The 24999-nt window shown below is 32.1% G+C and carries 9 protein-coding genes; 1 reads left to right on the plus strand and 8 read right to left on the minus strand.

The window, feature by feature from the left end:
• Nucleotides 1–24: 24 nt before the first annotated feature.
• The 8 genes from ACVC08_RS03495 to nusG form a co-directional block, all read right to left on the minus strand.
• The gene (locus ACVC08_RS03495) at nucleotides 25–8220 is read right to left on the minus strand and encodes an SDR family NAD(P)-dependent oxidoreductase (RefSeq protein WP_452601006.1); all 8196 of its coding nucleotides are present in this window, start codon (nucleotides 8218–8220) and stop codon (nucleotides 25–27) included.
• A gap of 58 nt (nucleotides 8221–8278) precedes the next feature.
• Nucleotides 8279–8626 carry a hypothetical protein gene (locus ACVC08_RS03500; RefSeq protein WP_452599150.1) on the minus strand — a complete coding sequence of 116 codons (348 nt, stop codon included), beginning with the start codon at nucleotides 8624–8626 and terminating at the stop codon, nucleotides 8279–8281.
• Between the two features lie 43 nt (nucleotides 8627–8669).
• Nucleotides 8670–9893 (minus strand): cupin-like domain-containing protein, encoded by a 1224-nt coding sequence (locus ACVC08_RS03505; protein WP_452599149.1) that lies wholly within the window; start codon nucleotides 9891–9893, stop codon nucleotides 8670–8672.
• A 65-nt stretch (nucleotides 9894–9958) separates the two neighbouring features.
• Nucleotides 9959–10228 carry an acyl carrier protein gene (locus ACVC08_RS03510; RefSeq protein WP_452599148.1) on the minus strand — a complete coding sequence of 90 codons (270 nt, stop codon included), beginning with the start codon at nucleotides 10226–10228 and terminating at the stop codon, nucleotides 9959–9961.
• 149 nt (nucleotides 10229–10377) lie between these two features.
• On the minus strand, nucleotides 10378–11706 hold the full coding sequence (locus ACVC08_RS03515) for a hypothetical protein (RefSeq protein ID WP_452601007.1): 1329 nt from the start codon (nucleotides 11704–11706) through the stop codon (nucleotides 10378–10380).
• Nucleotides 11707–11777: 71 nt separating this feature from the next.
• The gene (locus ACVC08_RS03520) at nucleotides 11778–18392 is read right to left on the minus strand and encodes a Pnap_2097 family protein (protein ID WP_452601008.1); all 6615 of its coding nucleotides are present in this window, start codon (nucleotides 18390–18392) and stop codon (nucleotides 11778–11780) included.
• A 196-nt stretch (nucleotides 18393–18588) separates the two neighbouring features.
• Nucleotides 18589–20727, minus strand: a complete 2139-nt coding sequence (locus ACVC08_RS03525) for a TonB-dependent receptor family protein (protein ID WP_452601009.1) — start codon at nucleotides 20725–20727, stop codon at nucleotides 18589–18591.
• A gap of 76 nt (nucleotides 20728–20803) precedes the next feature.
• Nucleotides 20804–21328, minus strand: coding sequence for a transcription termination/antitermination protein NusG (gene nusG, locus ACVC08_RS03530; protein ID WP_452599523.1), 525 nt, complete (start codon nucleotides 21326–21328; stop codon nucleotides 20804–20806).
• A 707-nt stretch (nucleotides 21329–22035) separates the two neighbouring features.
• Between nusG and ACVC08_RS03535 the strand changes: the two genes are divergently transcribed.
• Nucleotides 22036–24750: a M14 family zinc carboxypeptidase gene (locus ACVC08_RS03535; protein ID WP_452601010.1), complete on the plus strand. Its 2715-nt coding sequence runs from the start codon at nucleotides 22036–22038 to the stop codon at nucleotides 24748–24750.
• Nucleotides 24751–24999: the final 249 nt, after the last annotated feature.

Consider the following 24999-nt stretch of genomic DNA (forward strand, 5'->3'; position numbering starts at 1 on the left):
TTTGGTTGTGCTTGTAACGCGAGGTTAGGCTTGTAATACTTTATCGTTGTTTTCTTGTAACAGGTTTGTTATTAAACCTGCATGTCTGATACGTTTTATAGCTAAGTTTTTAAACTCTACTAATAGTGTACCGTTTGCATCATAGATGCTTATGTCGCTTTTTATAACTTCTGAAGGTGTATCGTATTTTTCTTCTTTGTGTTTGCTATAAACATAGATTGTTGAAGGCAATGTATTATAGGCTCTAAATTGCTCTATTGAAAATGGAATATAGGATACTTGATTTTTTGTAATGGCATGAAATGAGCTTCCTGAAAAAGTTGCGCCATCTAAAAATGCAGGGCTTAAATAAAAGCGATCTAGGTATGATGTAGATAATTCACTTAAATGTAATTGCATTAATTCTTCTCTTCCTTTTTGGTATACCATTCCTAAAGTCTCCATAAATTCACCATGAACTATATCTACCGTTCTGGCTGATTTATAGACTTCTGCCATGTTTAATTGACGTTCACTATTTGTTTTAAAGGCCTCTATGTTAAATGTTTCCTTTATTCCACTTGGCATATTATTTAACCTACATTGCACATGCTTGTCCCATTTACCATAACTGTTTCCGTTATGATCTAATCTTCTAGAGCGTACCATTGCTTCGCTAATGGCATGTTTTCCTTTTCTAAAGCGTACTTCTACTCTACGGTTATAGGTTTCGTCTGTTGCTAATGGTTCTATAAATATGATTCGGCTTATCTCGAATGTTTTACCGAATAGAATTTTACTACATCTTAATATTAAGTCTAGATAGGTCACTCCTGGTACTATACTTACTCCATGTACCTTGTGATCTCTTAATACATAGTGATCATTATTCATATCTAAAGTAAAGATCCAATCTGCTCCTTGTTTTTCTTTTTTCATATTAAAGTATGTTGCCATACTTTTTGCAGAGACGTCGTTTATTTTTTGAGGTCGTTCTACTTTATTTTTTATTGGCTCTAGTATTTCTACTTTTTTTGTTTCTGTTATTGTTTCTGGCCAATAGCGCTTTTTGTTAAAGGCTATATTGGTTTTATTAAATGGTTTGGTAATTTTATTTGCCTCAGGAATACCTTCATTACTTAATATTACATGTGCATTATTCCCTCCTAATCCAAAGGCGCTTATTCCTCCTCTTCTAATTCCATTAACGCCATCCCAATCTTGTAATGTTCTTACTGGGTATACTGGTGAGTTGTTAAAATCGAAACGTGGGTTTGGTGTATCGCAATTTAATGTTGGTGGTAATTGTGCTGCACTTATTGCTAATGCTGTTTTTATAACTCCTGCTACACCTGAAGCGCTCATTAAGTGCCCTATATTTGTTTTTACACTTCCTACTGCACATTTTTGATTTGGATCGCTACTTTTAGATAATACAGCGGTAATGCCTTTTAGTTCTATTGGATCTCCTATTAAGGTTCCTGTTCCGTGTGCTTCTATATAACTAATTGTAGAGCGGTCTATTTGCCCATTTTCTATAGCTATTTCCAGCAGTTCTTGTTGTGCTTTTGGGTTTGGGGTTGTTATGCCCATTGTACTCCCATCATTATTTACTGCGGTTCCTTCTATAACGCTATAGATTTTGTCACCGTCTGCTATGGCATTACTTAATCGTTTTAAAACTATAACTCCACAGCCTTCTCCCAATCCTGTTCCATCTGCTTTTTCATCAAATGCTTTTGTTCGTCCGTCTTTAGACAATACTTCAGCTATACTTAATCCTACAAAATGGCCTTCGTCTAATAAAATATCTACTCCTCCAGCTAACGCTACTTCGGTTTCACCTTGTCGTAATCCTTTTACTGCTAAATCCATCGCGGTTAGCGAACTACTACATGCGGTATCTACAACCATATTTGGTCCTTTTAAATTATAGATATGTGCCAAATGTGCTGTTATAAAGTTCTGTCCTGTTCCTACAATAAAGTCTTTATGTAAGTTCTTTAGTTTGTGTTTAAAATTCCCAACTCTAGAGCCTGCATATACTCCTACCGATTTTCCCCATAGGCTTTTTTTATCGTAGCCTGCATCTTCTATAGCTTCTGCGCTTACTTCTAACCATTGTCTTTCTAGAGGGTCTAATTGACTTGCTAGTGCTTCTGGTATTTTAAAATATTCTGGATCGAAGTCTTCAATTGTATCTAAAAAACCTCCCCATTTGCTATAGCTTTTTCCTTGTTCTTTATTTGGTGAGTAATATGTATTTATATCCCAACGATTGGCTGACACTTCTTTTATACTGTCTTTTCCTTGTTTTAAGTTATCCCAATAGTCTCCAATGGTATTAGCGTCTGGAAAATGACATGCCATTCCTATAATAGCTATAGGCTCATTTTTGTTAATGTGATCTTGTTGTTTTGTTTTGTGTTTCTGCTCGACGTCTGTTATTAATGTGTCTTCTATTATTATAGATTCTGATTCTATTTTTTGGTTTAAAATCTTAGATAATGCGTCTTTATGGTGCTCTGACAGGTACTCACTTAGCATTCCAACTGTAGGGTGTTCTAATATAATACTTGGTGATAGGCTTACATTTCCGCCAAGTTCTTTTTCTAATTGTTTTACTAAGTCTGCTAATAAAATAGAATCTACACCGTACTCTTGAAATGGTATATCTAATTCTATACTGTCTGCTGGTAATTTTAAAGCTTCGCTAATTTGTACTGTAACCCAGTTACTAACGACTGTATCATCTGCTTTAGTTATTTCAACTTGTACTTGTTCTTTTTGTTTTGGTATTTGTAATAGGTTTTCTACAGAGAATACTTCTGGATTATATACCATAGGTGCTATAGTTGGCATCTTATCTTCTGGTTTTAACGCTATTACTTTATCTATTATGTTAGCACCTTCTAAATTGGTTAGAGATAATAGCCCTAGGTCTCTGTATATACCTTCGGTTACTTCTCCCATTCCTGTTTCTTTCCAACTTGGCCACTGAATACTTCTGTAACCTTCTTTATAGTGTAAGGCTGCAAAATTTTCTAAATAAGCATTACACATAGCATAATCGCATTGTCCTGCTCCTAAATGTGGTACTAATGCAGAAATGGATGAAAATAAAATTCCAAAATCTATATTGTGTGTTTTTAAAACCTCATATAAGTTATGTAATCCTATAACTTTTGGCTCTTGAAGTTTAATAATTGTTTCTATTGGTTTACGTATAAATGCTGGTGTTTCCATATCTACTAACCCAGCACAGTGTATTAATCCTTTAATCGCTCCCCATTGTTTTTTTATTTTATCTAATGCTAACGAAACTTCTTTTTTATTTACTAAATCTGGTTGTATTAATTTAACTTCAGCGCCACAATTTTCTAAAAACAAAATGTCTTTAATTTTTTGTGCCAATGTATTATTCTCTTTAACAATACTATTCCACGCTTGTCTTGGCGGAAATTTTTGTCTTCCTAATAACACTAATTGCTTTACTTTATGTTTTGTTACCAAATGTTTGGCATATGCCATTCCTAACCCTCTTGTTCCTCCTGTTATTAATATTGGGCCTTCTATTTTTGCATCTGCATTTAGTTCTACTGGTTCTAGGTAGGGCGTTTTCCATTGGTTGTTAATGTATTGTAATTTTACATTTCTAGATACCGACGAGAGTGTTTTTAAAATGGCATTTACGTTTACTTCTAGTGTTGAATCTGGTTCTAATTCTAAACTTATACTGGTTACTTTACTATACTCGGCTCCTAATGTTTGGTATAATCCTTTGCCTATTATGTTTTCATTTGTTTTACAAAGTTGTACAAGATTTATATTTTCGTGGTTTGAGCGATCTATTACTTTTTGAATGACTTTTACCCAAGTATAGTCTTCCATAGATTTACTTCCTAAATCTATTACTGCTCTTACCGTTTTGTATGGAATATTTTCTATGTCTGAAAGGTTTACAACTAATGTTTTATTTATATGTTTAGTTAATGCCTCTGCTATAGCCTTATTGTCTTCTATTACATTTAAAATTAAAACTGTTCCTTCTATTGCAACTTCGTTTTTTAATGTTATTGGTTTCCAGTTTTCTTTGTATAGTTCTATTGTTTTTGCTGGGGTTTTACTGTTCTCAATTGCTTTTGGTTGTTCTACTATTTTAAATGTTGTTTCTGGTATCCAATAGCGTTGTCTAGCAAAAGCATACGTTGGTAATGATATAATGTTTGGACAGTTATCTTTATTGTATAATTGTTTCCAATCTATGCTTACTCCTTTTACCCAATATTCTGCTAAGGTTTTTAAATCTATACCATCTAATGCTATTTGTAATTCTTGATTTTCTATCGTGGTTTTAATTTTACGTGTATTACCTAGTAGAAAATTAGCGTCATTACTATTTAAGTAATTTTCTAATTCATTTTGCAACTCTTTTATACTGCTTACAGAGATTGCTAAACGTTCTTCCATAGCTTCTCTTCCTACTTGTAATGTGTAGGCTAAATCGTAAATAGATGTTGTATTATTAGTTATTATGTAAGTTAATAGATGTTGTACTTGGTCTTTTAACCTGTTTTTATTTTTTGCAGAAATAATAACAACTGTTGGTTCCTTACTTTTATATATTTTATTTTCAGAAATATATTCTTCTAATACTACATGGGCATTACTTCCTCCTGCTCCAAAACTACTTATTCCTGCTATTCTTGTTTGTCCTTTTTCTGTAAACCATGGTGTGGTTTCTTTTTGTAATGCGAATGGACTATTCTCTAAATCTAAATAGTCATTAGGTTGTTTTAATTGTGGGTTTCCTGGAATCGTTTTATGTTTTAGTATCTGTATTAACTTTATAATTCCTGCAATTCCTGCTGCTGGTTCTAAATGCCCTATATTGGCTTTTACACTTCCAAGTTTTATGTGCGGTGATACTGGTAATGTTTTACCGGCATCTTTATATAGGGTTTTAAATGCTAATTTTAAACCTTCTGTTTCTATTGGGTCTCCTAATGGGGTACCTGTTCCGTGTGCTTCAATATATCCTACTTGCTCTGGGCTTACTTTTGCAGATTTGTATGCTTTTATTAGGAGTTCTTTTTGTGCATTAGGGTTGGGTGACGTTAATGTATTTGCTTTTCCTCCATGATTTTCTGATGCGCCTCGAATAATGGCATGTATACGATCTCCATCTTCTTTAGCTTTGCTTAATGGTTTTAATACAATCATACCTACACCTTCTCCTCTTACATAACCATTTGCGCTTTGATCGAATGTTTTACAGCGTCCTTCTTTACTTAAAAATCCTGCTTGACTTAATGGAAATAATAAATCTGGCATTAATACTAAACTTACACCTCCTGCTATAACAACATCGCAATCTCCGTTTTGTATTTTTTCTAATCCTCTTTTTATTGCTACTAAAGAGCTTGAGCATGCTGTATCTATTGTTTCACTTGGTCCGTGAAGGTCCAATAAATAAGAAATGCGGTTAGCTACCATAGCTTGTGATAGGCCTGTAATGACTTGCGAATCTGTTATTCTACTTCTATCTATAAGCGTAGCGTAATCATCAAAATAACTTCCAATAAATACTCCTGTATTTGTTCCCGATAGACTTTTAGGGTTTACTCCTGCATCTTCTAATGCATGGTATGCTTCTTCGATTGCTAATCGATGTTGCGGATCCATTAATTCTGCTTCTTTAGGAGATATGCTAAAATGTAATGGATCGAATTTATCTATATCGTCTATGAAGCCTCCCCACTTTGCAGTTGTTTTTTGCTTATCTTTTGTTGTATCGCCATAATATGCTTGCCAATCCCAACGGTCTTTAGGGATTTCGGTTACTAAATCTTTATTGGCTTTAATATTTTCCCAAAATGTATTTACATCTGGAGAGCCTGGGAAACGACCACTCATTCCTATAATTGCTATAGGTTCGTTTGCTTTATTTACTGAAGCTCGTATTGCACATTCTTCTTTTTTACAATTTTTAGGTTTTTTTAATATTACTGGTGCTTCAGTACTTTTCTCTACTGTAGCTGGTATTGTAAATTGATGTTGCTTTGCTACTGCTTCTTTATGCTCTTCTAATAAAAATCTTGTTAGTTTTTGTATAGTAGGATAGTTATAAAATAGTGTTGGTAGTATTTTTAAAGTGTAAAATTCACTTAATACGTTTGCAAATTCGGTTAGCCCAACTGAGTTAAAACCATAATCTCCTATTTCTTCTTCTGTAGAAATATTAGTTATTGATACGTCTAATAACTCGGATACTGTTTGAAGTAAATAGTGTTCTACTTCTTTTTCTATATTTATTGTTTTTGGAGCAGAACTGTTAATAGTGTTAGCTCCATTTATGTTTGTTTCTAGATTAGTGTCTTCTATTTTTAAACTTGTTTTGTCTGCATAAATATCTAACCAATAGTTTTGTTCGTTAAATGGGTATCCTGGCAATGATAATTTTGCATATTTTATGTTTTCAAAATATTTATGAATAGGAGTTTCATAACCTTTTGCCCATAAATCGAACAAAAAGGATTTATCTCTTGTATCATTTAGTTCATTTAAAAAGTCTACTACTTTTCCATTCTTTAAGAATATTTCATTAAGACTTAATTCTTCTTTATGGTTTCCATTTACATAATAGCCTCGTTTTCCTTTAGAGCTTATAAACTTATCTAATTTCTCTACTAAGTTTTCTATTGTTTTGTATCTAAATACAATACGTTGATTTAGTTCTTTTCTACTAATTAAATATTGGTATTCTAATTGCTTAGGGTTGCAATCGCTATGTTTTACTAAAAAAGTTCTTATGCGTTCTGCATATGGTACAAATTGTGATGCTTCTGTACATGATAATGCTAAATAGTAAGCGGTATCATTTTGCTCATCATTTTTATTATTTTTAGTTTCTGGAATGTATTCTTCTAATATGGTGTGAATAACATTTCCGCCACCTCCAGAGTTATTAACGGCTCCTCTTCGTGGTATTTCTTGTTTATTTTCGTCTATTAATCTTGGCCAGTTTTCTGTTTCTGAAGAAATATAATAGCGTGTTTTGTCTAGTTTAATTTCTGGACTTAATGTTTTAAATCCTTTTATTCCTAATTTTTTATTTGCTTTAAACGAATAGACTAACCTAATTACAGAGGCTAAACCAGAGGCAGCATGCATGTGACCAATGTTTGGTTTTAGCGAGCTTATTTTACATGGTGGTGTCTTTTCATTATTTAATTCTTTGCCAAAATATTTATCGGCTAATTTAAATGCTTTAATTTCTTGAGAGTCTGCTAAAATTGCAGAGGCGGCATGTGCTTCTATATGCGTCACCGTTGAGGGATCTACATTAGCTTCTTTATAGGCTTCTATAATTGCTTTGCTTTGTTGTCCTGAATCTGGGAAGGCTATATTTCCATTTCCTCCTACATGACTTGATTCTGATCCTATAACTAAAGCATGAATATTATCGTTATCGTTAACTGCTTCCTCATTTCGTTTTAATAGTAGGCTTACAACTCCTTCTGATGGTGTAAATCCAGATGCGCTATCTTGAAACGGACTACCTCCATCTTCTATTGTAGACATTAGTCCCATAGATTGAGAGCCTCCAAAAAAAGAGCGTGTCCATTCTTCTCCATATATTAAGCTAACGCCTGCTACAATTGCATAATCTACTTCTCCGTTTTGAAGCATTTTTTTACCATGATGTAATGCGGTTAATCCACTAGAACATGAGGTATTAATGCAGTAACTTGGCCCTTTTAAATTAAAGTAGTTAGAGATGCGGTTTGGCAAATAGGTTTGTGCCATACCTAAACAAGAATAAGCTGTTACTGGAGCTTTTGTAAGGTATTCCATGTAAGGATTAACTTCTTTACCTACAATAACAGCTACTTTCTTATCTTTAAGGGAAGAGGGTAAAATACATGCATCTTCGAACAAATGCCACACAGATTGTAATAACTTACGTTGCTGTGGTGTCATATATTTAGCTTCTTTGCCAATAATATGAAATAGTTTTGCGTCGAATCCTTGCAGATTTTTCACAAATGCACCTCGCTTTGGTTGTATCGTTCTTTTTGGGTCATGATCCTCCGGAATTACTTTGATCAATTGTTCCTGATTCTCTAATTTTTCCCAAAACTGCTCTATTGAATCTGACTCTGGAAATACTCCAGACATTCCAATAATTGCAACTGGTTTCTTTTTAGATACGTTATTATATTCTTCTTTCTGTGACATTTTTATATATGCTTATGTTTGCAATAACTTTAACCTCTTCACTTATTACTAGCACCTACTAGCCGTGAAATAATTGCATATTTTTCTTAAATACTTTCACTTTATCTTTTGCTGGATCTTTTATAGCCAATACTAATCCATCAGTATTTTTTCTTGCTGATAATCGTTCTATGTATTGCTCTTCAGATAAATCTTTTTCAGATGTGTAGTTTACCGGGTTTTGAGCTTCTAAATAACTTGTCCAACTCTCATTTACATCGTAAGGGAAACCTGTAGATTCATATTGAGAATAATCCATTGTCTCGTTATTAATAAAATTCTGAACATCTGCGTGTTCAAATTCTTTTCCTTTAAGGATGTAACACTTTTTTTCTTCTGGAATGACTACAGAGTAGAAAAATCCCATATTCAATAAAAATTCTTTACTTTTCATAATGTTTTAGCTTTATCTATTCTGCGTTTTCTAATTCTTTTTCTTCTTGTTCTCTTCCAAAATATGTAGCTCCGGTAATGATTTCCTCCTTTTGTAAGGATTGGTAAATCTTGAAGTTGTAATCTCTATATCTTGGGTCTGATCTTAAGATATTTTCGTATAATGGCATTCTAATTGCTGTATCGAAAGATTTTGTGTTTTCTACTAAATCTACTTCTGTATAGCGTTGGTTTGCCATAATTGTTAATGGCGATTGATTAATAATAGAGTGTGGCCACCATTTTGGGAAGAAAATAACATCTCCTGGTCCTTGATCGTAATAATATTTAGGAATGTATGCATATACAGGGTTATGTAATACGTGATAATCTAAATCGTAACGTATACTTGTAGAACCGCCAACAAAGGCAGAAGATAGCATTCCTGCTGGTGTATGTGGTGTTGGTATAATTTGTAACGAATAGGCGTGTAAAGGATCCATAAAGAACCAACGTTTTACTCCTGAAATTCCAAAGGTTGCACTAACATCATTATTAATATGCCAGTCTGTTCCCCAGGTTTTAAAGTTTCCTATAAATAACTGTGGAAATAATGGTTTTACTAAATTATCTACCATGTTATTTAACTTACTTACTCCAACATCTTCTAAAAGTTCTGGATAAGCATTAAAAAAGTCTACAGAGTTATTAATGTAAAATGTTTCTTTAGATTTTGGATCTAACTGATTTTCTAAAACATATTTAGCGGTTACTTTTTTAGCTCCTTCTCCAAAACCAATGTTTTTATCTGCTCCATCGTTTTTAGAGTAATCCATACCAAATAATTCTACATCTCCATAGTTTTTTATTAAGTACTCATGGTTCCAAGACTTTGCTGCCTTAGTATCATTCATTAACCCTTTTATAACTACTGGTGGTGCTCCAGGATCGCATAGTAGTTTAGTCAGTTTTTCTTGATCTATTTCTTCTGGTTTGTATGCTTTAAGTTTTATGTGAGATTTTCTGTAATCGATTTTGTCGAAATCTTTACATTCTTTTTTAAACTTCTCAAACTTATTTTTAATAAACTCTTTCTCTGCATCTAGCGCATAGTTTGTAGAGGTTAATTGGTGTCTCATTTGAACATACGAGTAGTGTTCTACCATCTCTGCATCGTCTAAGTATAAATACTTAGCATTTTCTAAAATGCGTTGCTGATCACTATCATATTCGAACGCGTTCATATCTAGTTCTTTTCTCATTGTGATTTGTTTTTAAAAATTCATATATATTAGTTGTGATTCTAGTTATATAGAGATGCAAGACATTACATTAATACTTCCTCCATTTTAGCATAGTGTTCCTTCTTTAGGTAGTCGCTAAACTCAGCTAAAGAGGTATATTCTAATAGTACTGCTGGACGTACTTCTATACCAAAAGTGTTGTTAATGTCCACGCACAATTTGTTTATTTTCATAGATTCAAATCCATATTCGTCTATGTCCGACTCCCACTCTACAGCAGACGGTTCAATACTTAATAGTTCTGCAGATTTGTTTGTTAAGTACTCTTTAATTTGTTCTTCTAATTCATTCATTGGTTACCAGTTTTAATTATTATTTAAATTTTTGCTTGTTTATATTTATTATTTATATGCCTAAGCTTTCTAAATACTTTAAAAAAAGCCAATAGGAAGCTTGGGCTAAATATCTTAACCTTTATTATCTATATATTTTATTGGTTTTTTTAAAGTGTTATTTGAGCTCCTAGCACAATCCCATGGCTAAAAACGTCTCTTTCACTATGTGTTTCTCCTGCTGGAAATGGTGCGTTTGGAGCACTACCACTTATAAAGTTTAATGGTACATATCCATCTGTTCTAAAAAGTTCTAAGAATAATTTTGATGAATTATTTAAAAGTGCTGAAAACCCTAATACTATTTGATTTTGTCTTTCCCATGGTGCTCCATCTGGTCCTGAGATAAAATTAGAGAACTCACCAGAAACTGCATATTTAAAAGCGCCGCTATTATTAAAATTATATTTAGCTCCTACTTCCATCGAGGATACTTTTGATGCTTCAAAAACATCAAGTGGAGGTGTTGGGTTATGTGTTCCTGGCCAAACTTCTAATGTTTTTGCAAAACCTCCTTTTAAAGTTAATCGGTCTTTAATATTTAGTTTCCCATAAAATGTATATGCTGGGTTATTATCTGCACATCCAGAAAAGTGAGTTACTGGAAAGCCGTGGCAGTATGCGCTTCCATGTAAATAAGAGCCTCCAAAAAGTAAATTTACCCCTTCTTTAATATTTAAAGTATAATTTAAATCGAAAACAAAATTATTTAGTCTAGATGGCACATTACTATCGTTTACAGGCATTGTTAATGCTCTAAATTGCGATCCGCCTTGTACTGCCATAAATGTTGCATGAACATCCCATTTTTTAAATGCGACTTGAGCTCCATAGCCCAGACCACCAAAGGCATGCCATAATGTAGAGTTTGTAAAAGGGTTTACACTTCCTGTTATGCCAAAAGGGGCATCCATTTTACCTATAGCACCGTATACAGGAAATTTATTTAAATCTCCTATTAACACATATCCTTTACGTAATTGTAATTGGTTTCTAGTAAGTGTTGTAATAGTTCCAGGCCCAAAACTTTGTTGTGGATCGTAAAGTATTTCTGCATAAGCGGTTAACCAATTATTAACGGCTGCTGTTGCCGAAAATTGAAATGAATGTATTACTGCTTCACTTACTTCTTTTCCTAATTGATTATTAGGTGTTGGGTGACGCATTAAATATCCAAATTTTGAATCGGTATTAGACTTTTGATAGTCTCCTAATGCTATCAATGATGCTCCAAATGTTAAGCTTTTGTTTTTAAGCGTTCCCTTTTGTCTTTCTGTTATTAAAATATTTATTTTTCTCAAATCTTGATTTGGTTCAAGCATTTTATATGAGAGCTCCGAGTTTATTCCTAAAGACGGTTTAATAGAATCTTTTGCTTTTTGAGCTATTGAACTATTTACCATAAATACTATAGCAAATAGTGTAACAATATGTTTCATGAGGGTTTTGTTTTTATTAGTTTATTAGTTTTAAAATGGATTGTTTATATATAGTTTTAGAGGTTAAATGTTTAGATAAGAAGCTGTTTTGCTTCGTAACGGTCTATATTGTGTTGTTTTATTATTTTGTTGTAATCGCCTAAATCAACAAACATTTGTTCTTGCCCTAATTGTATTGCGTAATGCATTAATTCTGCGCCTATTTCTGTTGGCATTGGTACAGATCCTTTAGTCCCTGTCATGAGGTCTATAGCGATTTCAGAAAGTTGCATTCCTCCACCTGCCCAGTATGGCCAATTCATTGTTATTGATTGTCCTTGTCTTCTACCATTTTTAACAGCTTTATTTCTTGCCCTTATAAAGCCATCTAGATAAGCATTAGCCATAGCATAATCTGCTTGCCCTGCATTACCGAGGGAGTGTAATGAAGAGAAGCATAAGAAAAATCGTAATGCGATGTCTTTTGTATGCTCATCTATATATTTGGCTCCGTATACTTTAGGCTCGAATACTGTTTTAATTTCTTCTACTGTTTTTTTCATTATATAGTTATCTCTAATAACTCCTGCACAATGAATAACGCCATCTAGTTTTTGATGTATTCTAAGAATTTTCTGTATTAAGTTTTTAACTTCTTTTTCTTTAGAAATGTCTGTATCATAATAAACAACCTTGTTTGTGTCGTTGTTTAATTCTTTTAGTTTTTCACTTTTAGCTTTATCTAGTATTGATCTCCCAACGAGTACTATGGTTACATACTTACTATGTTTTAAAATATTTTTAGTCATAGCAATACCTAAGCCTCCAAGTCCTCCTGTTACTAAAATAACGTCTCCAGACTTATAAGTCTTTTCTAATTTTATTGGCTTATTTATAATATTTATTGGACTAGTATATTCTACATAGCGTGTTTTCCCTTCGTATTTTATTATTCTATCGATATCTAGATTAGCAATATTATCTTTTAAAATAGTATGCAACGTATTTTCTTCTACCGTGTCTTCAACAAAAATTAATTGTGGTTTTACTTTGGTAGATTCTTGCCTAGTACTGTGTACTAACCCTGTTAATCCATAACTATTATCTATACAAGATTTTGGTAAAATAATTTGAATACTTACCGTATGTCTTGGTTTTTGTTTAATTACATTTTGAATGTATAGGAATACGTTATTTACTAATTCTGTGTATGTTTTTTCATTATAATACTCTGGTTTTGGTACTACCAATCCATTAATATCTTTTAATGTTACTGTATCTATATAACATAGAATAGCATGTTGTTCTAATACCGTAGTTGTTGCCTCATTAAAAGTGTTGCTTTCAACTTTATCCCATTTTAAATCGAAAAGAAATAAATGGTTATTATTAATTTTATAAGGTGACTCCGTTTGTCCTTTTATTAAATCGTAAATAGGTTTTGGACGGTCTGTTTCTCTCATTTTTATTTTATTTTGTATGGGAGTTTTAATATTAAATGGCCAACAATATGTTGTTTTAAGGGTTGTTGTTGGTATAGGAATACGTTTTAAAATACTTGTGTGTTTTTGAATGCGACTCCATTGTATTACAGCGCCTTTTGTCCAATATTTAGTGAGCGCCTTTATATCTTTGGTAGTATAGGCTTCTTGAACTAATACTGCGTCTCCTGCTTCTATTTTATTTGCGTTATAAAAACGTTGTTTATTGTCTGCCCATGCATTTTTGTCTAACAGCCATGCTTTAATACTTTCTAGTAAGTCTTTATACGTGTTGGTTATTATTGCTAAACGGCAGGTTTCTATATGTCTTCCTTCTTGTAAAGTAAACTCTAGTCTATTTAGTAATTCGAATGTGCTAAAGTTATCTTTTAGTTTAGGTAATGCTATTACAAATTGTTCTAATAGTTTAGTTAATTGTTCTTCATTTTCATCTGAGAATATGAAACTAAATTCTCGTTCATTTTCAACATTCTCTGTAGTCTTATTTTGATATTCTTCAAAAATTAAATGGGTGTTTACGCCTCCTATACCTAAACAATTCATTGCCATTCGTTTAGGGTTATCGGTTAAAGTTTGCCAGTCTATATCATTTTTTAAAATAGAAAAGTGCTTATCTAGAGTAATTGCTCCATTTATTTGCGATAATCCTTTTACTCCATATAATTTTTTATTTTGTGTACTTGCTATTAATTTTAACAAGCACGGGAACGTTGAGGAGGTTTCTGCATGCCCCATTAATGGTTTTAAGCTTCCCACGTAAATTGTTTTATCTTTTATTCCATTTACTGGGTTTTTAAAATAGTTTCCATATACGGATTGAATTGAAACCATCTCTGATGTATCTACAAAAGATACACCATTGGCTTCTGCTTCTATATAATCTATTGTTAAGGGATCTATTTTTGCTTGTGCTATGGCTTTCTCTATGGCTTTTTTCTGCCCTTTTATATTTGGGCTATTCCATTTTAAAGGTGCTTTACCACCGTGGTATACTCCTATTCCTTTAACTACTCCATAGATATAATCTCCATCTTTTTCTGCCTCGTTTAAAGGTTTTACAACTATAGATCCTATGGTTTCGCTTCTTACAAACCCATCTGCATCTTCACTAAAGCTTTTAGTTTCTCCGCTTTTAGAATAAATTCCTGTAAGGTCTTCTTTAATTAATTCATGAGAGGATAAATTAAGTGTGGCTGTGGCCACAATAGCTTGTTTACAATCGCCTCTTTGGAAAGCGTGAGAGGCTCTTTCCATTGCTGCTATAAACGATGAGCATGCTGTATCTACTACTTGGCTAGGGCCTTTTAAATTAAATACATGAGACAAACGATTGGCATAGAGTGCTGGTGTTTCTACTTCATACTCCTGCGCTTCACGCTTCATAACATCTAAGTATCCTGAATTTCCTGTGGTAGCAACAAAAACACCTGTTTCTTTTTTCTGAAAGTCTTTTACTTTGTATCCGCTATCTCCAATTGCATTCCATACAGATTCTATTAGTTTTCTTAATTGTGGATCTATTTGTATTGCTTCTTCTTTAGTGAATTTAAATTTCTTATAATCGAAATACTCTATTCCATCAATAAACCCGCCATAAAATTCTGCTATTTGTTTGCGCTCTTCATCTTTTAAACCTAATAGGTCTAATCGCTTTTGTGGAATTTTTTCTGTTAATGAGTCTCCTTTTTCTAGGTGCTCAAAAAAGTGCAATGTATTTTCTGATTGCGGTAAGATACCATTAACTCCTATTATTGCAATTGCATTACTTTCTGTTTCTTTTTCTTGAGGTTCTGCTTCTTTTTGTGGTAGTATATTTTCGGTTTGCAGTGTTTCTTTAACAACCTTTATTACTTCTTTTACTACAGGTGCGCTTTGCTTAATATCGTTAAAATTATCTCCAAAGTCTGCTACTAAATATTCTACAATGTCATTAAAGGTTCTGTACTCCATAAAAAGTAATGGTGGTACTTCTGCTACAACTTCTCTTATATCTGCTATCATAAGTCCAGACATAATAGAATCTATTCCATAATCGCCAATATCTAACGTGAAATCTATATCCTTTTCGTCTAGTTTTAAAACCTTTTTTAATACAGTCATTAAAAAGTTTTTTACTTTTTCTTCTGTTGTAAGTTCTACGGTTTCTTCTATTGAGGCCTGTATTTCTAATACTTTGGTTTTAGTACTGGTCGTTTCTAAGGTTTCTTGTTCTGGTTTAGATACCCAGTAGTATTGTTTTGCAAAAGGATATGTTGGTAATGTTATTTTATTTGGTATTGTTTTTCCATATAAAAATTCCCAATTTAAATCTGTTCCTTTTACCCAGAGTTCTGCTAATAATGTAAACTCTTTTTTAGAAATTACAATATCCATATAGGCTTGCCCTGCTTCTCCTTCTAGTAAAAAACTGCAATTGTCTTTTCTAGAGTTCCCTGTAGCTATATCTATTGTATCGCCTTCTAAAAAACTATTTAGTTTTGTTATTACATCATCTATTGTTTCTGCTTTAAATGCAAGGCGTTCTTCCATTTCTTCACGGCCATACTGAAGTGTGTAGGCTAAATCGTGAAGTTGCACCAGGTTAGATTGAAGGTGTTTTTTTAGTTCTATTGCTTTTTCTTTTAATCTATCGTTATTTTTAGCCGACAAGATTATAAGTGCTGGACTAAGGCTTTTATATACTTTTTGTTTGTTTTTATACTCTTCTAAAACAACATGCGCATTGACACCTCCAAATCCAAAAGAACTAACGCCAGCAATTCTTGTTTTATTTTTAGCAATTGTCCAAGGTGTCGTTTCTGTTCTTAAATGGAAAGGTGTTTCTTTTAGATTAATGTACTTATTTTGCGTTTTTAAATTAGGGTTTCCTGGTAGTGTTTTATTTTTAATACATAATAGTACTTTTAATAACCCAGCAATTCCTGCTCCTGCTTCTAAATGCCCTATATTAGTTTTTGCGCTTCCTATTCCACAATAGCTATATTTAGACGGTTTAATATTTTTTTCTTTGTATAACTCATTAAAAGCTAGTTTTAAGCCTTCAATTTCTATGGGGTCTCCAAGTGGTGTTCCTGTTCCGTGTGCTTCAATATAGCTAACATCTCTAGGATCTATATCTCCAGAGGTGTAAGCTTCTATTAATAATGCTTTTTGTGCTTCTGGATTTGGAGATGTTAACGTATTTGCCTTTCCGCCATGATTTACTGCGCTTCCTTTTATTACTCCATAGATGTAATCTCCATCTTGCTCTGCTTTACTTAACTTTTTTAATACGACAATTCCAACACCTTCTCCTCTAACATATCCATTTGCTTCATTATCGAAAGTTTTACATTGTCCGTCTACACTTAACATGCCTGCCTGACTGTAAGATACAGTTAACTCTGGTCTTAACATTGTATGTACGCCTCCTGCTATTGCAATATCACTTGTTCCGTTTTTAATACTTTTTACAGCTTGATCTACAGCTACTAAAGATGATGAACATGCTGTGTCTATTGCCTGACTTGGCCCATGTATATTTAATAAATAAGAGATTCTATTTGCTAAAATAGAACTGGCTGTACCAATTGCATCGTAGGCTTCTGCTTTTCCTTTTCTTGCTTCTCCAGATATGTGTGCGTAATCTGAGCCAGAGACACCAATATATATTCCTGTATTTGTTCCTTTTAATGCCGATGGTACTATGTTTGCGTCTTCTAAAGCTGTGTAAACACTTTCTAGTGTAATACGTTGTTGCGGATCCATTAGCTCTGCTTCAAAAGGACTAATTCCAAAAAATAGTGGGTCGAAATTACCAACTCCTTCTATAAAACCGCCCCATTTTGCTGTTGTTGTTTCTTCTGGATTTTTATTAAATGTTTTCCAATCCCATCGCTCTGTAGAAACTTCTGTGATGGTATTTTTATTTGCTTTTAAATTTTCCCAATAGGTGTCTAGGTTTGGTGCTCCTGGAAATCTACCACTAATTCCTACAATGGCAATATCTTCTTCTATAGAAGCGCTATATCCATTCCTTTTATTTTGTATTGTTGATGTTTCTATTCCTAAAAGATAATTAGTTAATGTGTCAACAGATTCTGTTCCATAAAACCGACTAGGGTTACTATCTATTTTGTGGTTTTCATATAAATACTCTGATAGTTCTTGATAGATTATTGATTCTATTCCTAACTCATTAAGCTTTGTGTCTTTTGTTAATGTGTCTACCTCTAACACAGATTTCAAAAATTGTAATACAATTGTATTTAATGTCTTTTTATCTAAATCTGTTAGTGGCTTAGCGTTTAATGTTATTGGTGTTTTATAGTCAATTTTAGACTGTTTTATCTTTAAATCTTGCTGCTTTACTACTACAGGCTCTTTTTTAATCTCTAAAGCATCACTGTTTTTTAATTGTTTTGTAGTGTATACTTTTGCTATTAATTGTTGATCTTTTGCTCTGTATAACGAACTGTGTAATGTTACTTCATCCTTTTTTTGTTCTAGTTTATTTAACTCGTAAATAAGTTTATCTCCAGAGTTAGCATTACCATAGTAGTGTATATCTCTTGAAATTACTCCTGCAATTTCTAACCAGTCTCCTTTTAATTGATATTGGTTTTTAATATACTCACGCTCACATTTATCATTAATTTTTGGATAGCTAGCAAAATATAATAATCCAACACCATTTATATCATCATAAGCATCTATTATGTATTCTTTTTGGTAAATAATTGGCTCGACTCCTTCTGGTTTTAATTGATTATTTTCATCGAAGATTCCGCTTTTATTTTCTAAATATTCTTTTGCGACTGGAGGAAGTTTACTGTGTAGTTTTATAGCATCTGAATCTATTTCTGCTTTTAAAGCTCCCTTTTTTAGTTTAGTATTATCTGAAGCTTCTCTTGTAGAAAATACAGACATTAAATTCGCTTTAAATGCTCCTGATGTTCCTACTCCATCTGTTTCACTAAAAAACATTTTACTTCCGTACCTAGAAAGTTTACTTTGTAATTCTAGACTATCATTCTCTGCAAATTTTGAAATATTAGCTCCGGACCAATGTAAACGTACAAAACTTGCATATAGTCTTTCTCCTCTACTATCTGTTAATTGGTCTGAAGCTGTATTTAAAGCATTTGTTATTTGTTGCCAATGAACATCTCCTAGTTCTTTAAGTAACCAATTTTCGCTTAAACCTCCCCATAATAGTTGAGGCATGTTTAATTTGTATTGTCTTTTTAAGCTCATCTTTCTATAATTAAAATAGCGTTATATAGTACTTAAAGCCTTAAAAGCGGTGTACTACAAAGTAGAGCAACATATTTGCTATGCTACTCCTAGAATGTTTTTTGCTGATTAATAAGTTATTGTCGTGTTACCAATAAGAAAACAGGTAACGTTATCTCTTTTTTATCTATAAGCGGTAGTTTACTTTAAAACTTCCATAATAATTTCTGTTATTTCCTGGATAAAAGTACCTTGGTTCTGCGCCACCAAAGCCTACAGCATTTATTAGTACAGATTGTGCATATTTGGTATCAAATAGATTATTAACTCCTATACTTATACCTAAAGTTAATTTATCTGTTATTCCTTTTTTATAACCTATTTTGGTATTGAACACAGAAAATTGATCGCTACTTAATGTATTGGCATCTGTTAATGGAATTTTATCTACAAATTGATACGTTGTATTCCAGTAAAATCCATCTAACAGGAAATAAAAACCTGCATCTAGCTTATTTTTAGGAACACCTGTTAAGTTATTTCCTGAAAAATCCTCGCCTTCATCTATAAAATCAACAAAAGAGTGATTATTATGGGTATATCTTACAAAAGTTTTTAAAATAGAACCGCCAATAAATGGAAACTTATAATTTGCATCTATCTCTAATCCTTGGTGTTTTGTTTTACCAGCATTTCTACCAACATATTGATCTTCTCCAATACGCTCCCCAACTAATAAGTCTTTAATATTCATTTGGTATAATGAGATATTTAACAGCAGGTTATTTTCTAACAGTTTTAAACTAGAACCTATTTCGTAACTCATTCCTTTTTCTTGCTCTATATTAGGATTAATTACTCCATCTGGTGTTAATGTTTCTTCTAATCCAGGGTTAGAAAAACCTCTGCTTATATTAAAATATAGATTATATAAAGGGCTCCATGCATACTCTAAACTTAAACTAGGAAGCAGAATGGGATCAAAGGATCTAGAGGCATTTTTATTATCCTCTCCATTATTAAATAAATCTCTAAAATCGTAAGTTGTTTGGTTTAGAGCGAGGTTAAACTGTGCCCTAAATTTATTTGTAATAGGATAACTAAAAGATCCAAAAATATTTAACTGATCTCTATATTCTGTGTTATTACTTATTTGCTCGCCTTGCAGGCTTCCATTTCCATTATTATCTCTATACTCATTTCTAAAGGTTTTCCAATCGTATTTATCCTTGTATAATTCTCCTCCTAATGTATACTCAATTTTAGTGGTATTAATATTTGAGTAGCCTTTAAATTGAGTTCTAAATCCGTATCCGCTTGTGGCTTCATTTAAAATATTAAATGGTCTTGCTTCGTTATTATCTAAATGGCTATAAAAAATAGAGCTTGTATTTTCTAGTCTTTCACTTAATTTCCCTTTGTAATGCACACCAATAAGGGTATAGATATCATCTTCAAACCCCTGTGCCGCTAACCAATTTCCTGCGGCTTGAGTAGGATCTTCGTTAAAATCTGTTTGGTTTATAGAGCTTGGTATTTGTGCTATATAATCTATATGATTTACAAGTAAACCTATTGTATTAGAGGCATTAATACGATACTCGGTGTTTAATAATAGTCCGTTTCGTTTAAAGCTATTATTCTCTCTATATCCATCTAAATCTGTATGGTTATAATTTAAACCTATATAAAAAGCATCAGAATTATGCTGTACACTTAAATTATCCTTAATTAAGTTGTAAGAACCTAAAGTAAAATTATTAGAGAGTACAGTGGTATTGTATTTTGGTGTCCTGGATTTTAATAATATTGCACCTCCTAAATTAGCACCATATGCTGTTCCTTTTGGGCCTTTTATAACTTCTATACTTCCTAAATTTTCTAAATCGAAAGCTTCTATTGTAGAACTTCCTGTTCCATTTGTAATAGGTATATTATTATAATAAAGTCTTAGTTTGTCTGTACCAAAGGGCGTTCTTGCTCCTATGCCTCTAATCGTTATCCTATTAGTGTTTAAAGCTCCAGATAAAGCATAAACGCCTGGAACTTGGTTAATTGATGTTGTAATGTCTAAAGGGCTAAAAGTTTCTAGAATTTCTGAATTAACAATTGCAGAAGACGTTATACCAGTAGCATTTTTTTTAAATGTATTGGTTAAAATCACTTCTTTTATTTCTATTGTTGTTACAGAATCTTTAGGTGTAGTTTGCGCATTTACATATAGTGCTAAAAAGCAACTAAGCAATGCTACATTAAGCTTAATTGGGGAAGATAAAGGGTATGTAAGGAAATAACGTGTTAACGCTATTGTATTTAAATTAATCATTATAAAGAGGGAGCTTATACTTATTTAAGTATTTATAAATTTATATGTTTTTTAAATCAATTTCAAATAAGTATTTCTAATTAACTAATTCTTGAGGGGTTTTTATTATTTCAACAGGAATAGTAGCCATTATATTTTGCTTAAGAGACTCTATTCTTACAATTATTTTATTAGTATTATCTACTTTTAATATTTCACATTCTAATCCTTTCAAGGCACCTTCATTAATTGTTCTAATCTCTCCTACTTTTGGTAGCTCTGCATTAGTCTCAATATCTGTTAATCCTTTGGTTCCAATAAAAAGTTTTATTCTATCTATTTCTTTATCGCTTACTCTTGCATAATCTTTCCCAAAACTTATATATGTACAAACACCTTGAACGGATAATGCTTTATGAAAATCCATTGAAGAATTAATATTCACAAATACATACGAAGGGAATAATGGTTTTATAATAGTTTTTTTTCTATCACTCCATTGTTTTACAGTTTTATATTCTGGGAGGAAGGAGTCCAAATCTATATCTTTAAGAGATTGATAAACCTTTTTTTCACAGCGAGATTTGACATATAAAATATGCCAACCAATATTAAAATTCATAAAAAAGTGTGTTTTTTCAGCACAAAATATAGCTTCGCTTCCCTCAGTCACATGAAGTTATTTCTACAAAGAGAAGATTGTTAGTTAAAACAAATCTCGATAATATTACTGAAGAAAAAACACTTCTATTCCATAAAAAAAGTAAGGGCGTTCCTTACTTTTTTTTAACATTTTTTGCACCTATTTAAATCAATAGATAAAGTGTTCAAATACTAGGTTAAACGAATATTATGATTTTATTAACTTTCAAAAAATCTTTGTTTTTTATTCATCTTTATTCAAAAAAAGAAGTTTTTTACTATTAATTATTTAATTATCAAAGTCTTTTTTTGAGTTTACTGAGAGTTAAAAATGAGATTAACACCTTCAAAATTAGACGCATTTGAGAAAAACAATCCTAATAGGATTTAAATAAGCTCTTGTTAATCATCTTAATATTTTAAATACAATTACATTTTTTTGAAAAACCAATTTTATAATATTTTTTTCAGAGACTAACTATTACGTAATTAATGAAACAGAAAAGCGACATATATGTTATAAACACATTTATTTATTAAACCATAGTTGCGTTTTACTTCTTTTGAATACTAGTACAAGTTTGACTAAAAACATACACTTTATCGATTTTATTTGCATTTCAAAGTGTTTTTAAAGTTTTTTTCATACTTTAGTAAGGCTCAGCTCCCCCAAAAACAGTACCTACCATGAAAAAAACTATACTCCTATTAGTAGTGTTAGTTATCTCGTTAACTAACTTAAACGCCCAAGAAACGCATAAACAAAAAGCAGAAAAATACTTAAAAGAAAAGGATGAAGTCTGCTTTACATTTAAAGCAAGTAACAAAGCACAATTTAATGCATTATCTAAAATAATCTCTATAGGACATAAACATGTAGATGAAGATGCCTTAGAGGTAGAGGCTTATGCAAATTCAAAAACATTTCAACAGTTCTTAGAATACAATATTCCATACAGTGTAAAAGCTGAAGACAATGAATTATTGTTCGATCCGCATTTAAGTGGTCAATCACCTCAAGCAATATCTAAATACGGAAAAAATGCAGCAATTGCAGCTGGATGGGATGTAACATGGGATGCTTACCCTACATATACAGAATATGTAAATAAAATGACATACTATGCCAATACATTCCCTTCTATTTGTTCTTTAGAAAATATAGGTACAACTAAAAATGGTAGAGCCCTATTAGTGCTTAAAATTTCTGATAATGTAACAATGGAAGAAGCAGAACCAGAGTTTTTTTACACCTCTTCTATGCATGGAAATGAAATTGCAGGTTTCCCTTTAATGATTAGGTTAATAGATTATCTTTTAAATAATTATGGTACAAATACAGAAGTTACCAATTTAGTTAATGCTACAGAAATATATATTAATCCTTCAGCTAATCCAGATGGAACTTATGGAAATACAGGAAGCATAACTATAAATAGCCCTACACGTTCTAATGCTAACGGACAAGATTTAAATAGAAACTATCCCGATCATGAAAACATTGGTAGAATAAATGAAGGTGCAGGTAATACTAGTAGATTGCATGTTAATAGTACTGGAGGAGTATATGAATTAGAAACTACTGCCTTTATGAATTTTGAAGCTTCTAAAGATTTTGTTCTGTCTGCTAATTTTCATGGAGGTACAGAGTTAGTTAACTATCCTGGAGATAATACATTTACACAACATGCAGATCATAATTATTACGAATATATTTCGGTTGAGTATGCAACTCATGCCCAAAATGCTAGTAATGCGCTTGGGGATACTAATTATATGACGGTAGATGAAGACCAAGGAACATACCCTAGCCCAGGCGTTACCCATGGAGCATCGTGGTATACTGTATATGGAGGAAGACAGGATTACATGACATATTATAGACATGCAAAAGAAGTAACTATAGAACTTTCTAATGTTAAATTTATTAATGGTGCTCAATTACCCAATTTATGGGAGTTTAATAAACAAGCTTTTTTAGATTACATTAAACAAGCAAATTATGGGTTTCAAGGCATTGTTAGCGATGCTTCTGGAAATCCAATTGCAGCAAAAATATCTATAACTGGACACGACTTTAATAATTCTTGGGTTAACTCTAGTAAAACATTAGGTGACTACTATAGGTTAATAGAAGCTGGAACTTACAATGTTACATACGAGGCTAATGGTTATACACCTCAAACTATTAACATTACTGTTACTAACAATGCCAAAACAATACAAAATGTAACATTAGTAGCTACTACACCAGAACCCGTTACAAGCGACGAGACTATTTGTAGCTCTCAATCTGCGACATTAACAGCTACCAGTTCAGGGGTTTTAAATTGGTACAGTTCTATAGATGCTACGACTCCTATTTATACAGGACCAACATATAATACACCTTCATTACAAAACAATACAACATACTATGTAGAAGATGAAATCACAAAACCATCAGTAGGAATTTTAGACAGTCAGAATAATGGAGCACAAAGATCTGGTAGCAGATACTTAGTTTTTGATGCTACAGAATCTGTACTCTTGCAAAAAGTAACTATTAACCCTAGTCAAGCAGGAGAAATGGAAGTACAACTACAAGATAGTAATGGAAACATGTTAGACTCTAGAGTTATTTTAATTGAAACTCCTGGAGTACAAACCATAGAATTAGATTTCTTAATACCTGTCGCTACAGATTTAAGATTAACTGCTGTAGAGTTATCTAGTGGGTTATCTCTATACAGAACAGGTACTGGTGTTTCCTATCCCTATACAAACAGTGGTATCTCTATAAAAGATAGTAGTGCAGGAAGTTCTTTTTATTATTTCTTTTATAATTGGGACATTGCTAATGTAAAGAGTACCAGAAAAGCTGTAAACGTAATTGTTACACCTAATCCTGTAGCCGATTTTTCCTATGAGGTTAATGCTTCCAATAATGGAGAAGTGACCTTTACTAACACCTCTTTAAACTCAGATAATTACACTTGGGATTTTGGAGATGCTATTGGAACATCTACTAATTTAAACCCAACATATACATATACAGAATCTGGTACATTCAATGTTACTTTAACTAGTACAAGCTCTACATGTGGAAATGATTCTAAAACACTTTCTGTTACTGTTAACATCACAACACTTGGTATTTCAGAAAACACATTAGAAACATTAGACATATACCCTAACCCTTTTAACAATTCAATAAATATAATTCTCCCTAATACATTAAACAATGTAACTATTCGATTATATGATTTAAGTGGGCGTATTATTTACAATACCAGAAAAACCGTCATAGAAAATAATAGATTAGAAATAACTAATTTAAATACTCTATCTAAAGGGACTTACATATTACAAATTACTGATTTAGAAACCAATGCAACTCTAAAACATAAAGTCATTAAATAAAAACAAATGACTTAACTACACTCATTAATATTTATAAAAAAAGCCTGAAATAATTATTTCAGGCTTTTTTTATAAAATATCATTCTAAATAAAACCACTTAACCATCATAATTATGTACTTCATCGATATTTAAAACTTTTTAAACGCATTTCATCGAAAAAATAATTCTATAAACTACCGTTTATCGAAAATAATTGCATTTAATCTTTTGTTTAAATATATTTAGTTAATAGAAAATTAGTCCCAAA

It is taken from the genome of Pontimicrobium sp. MEBiC06410 (assembly GCF_053601615.1).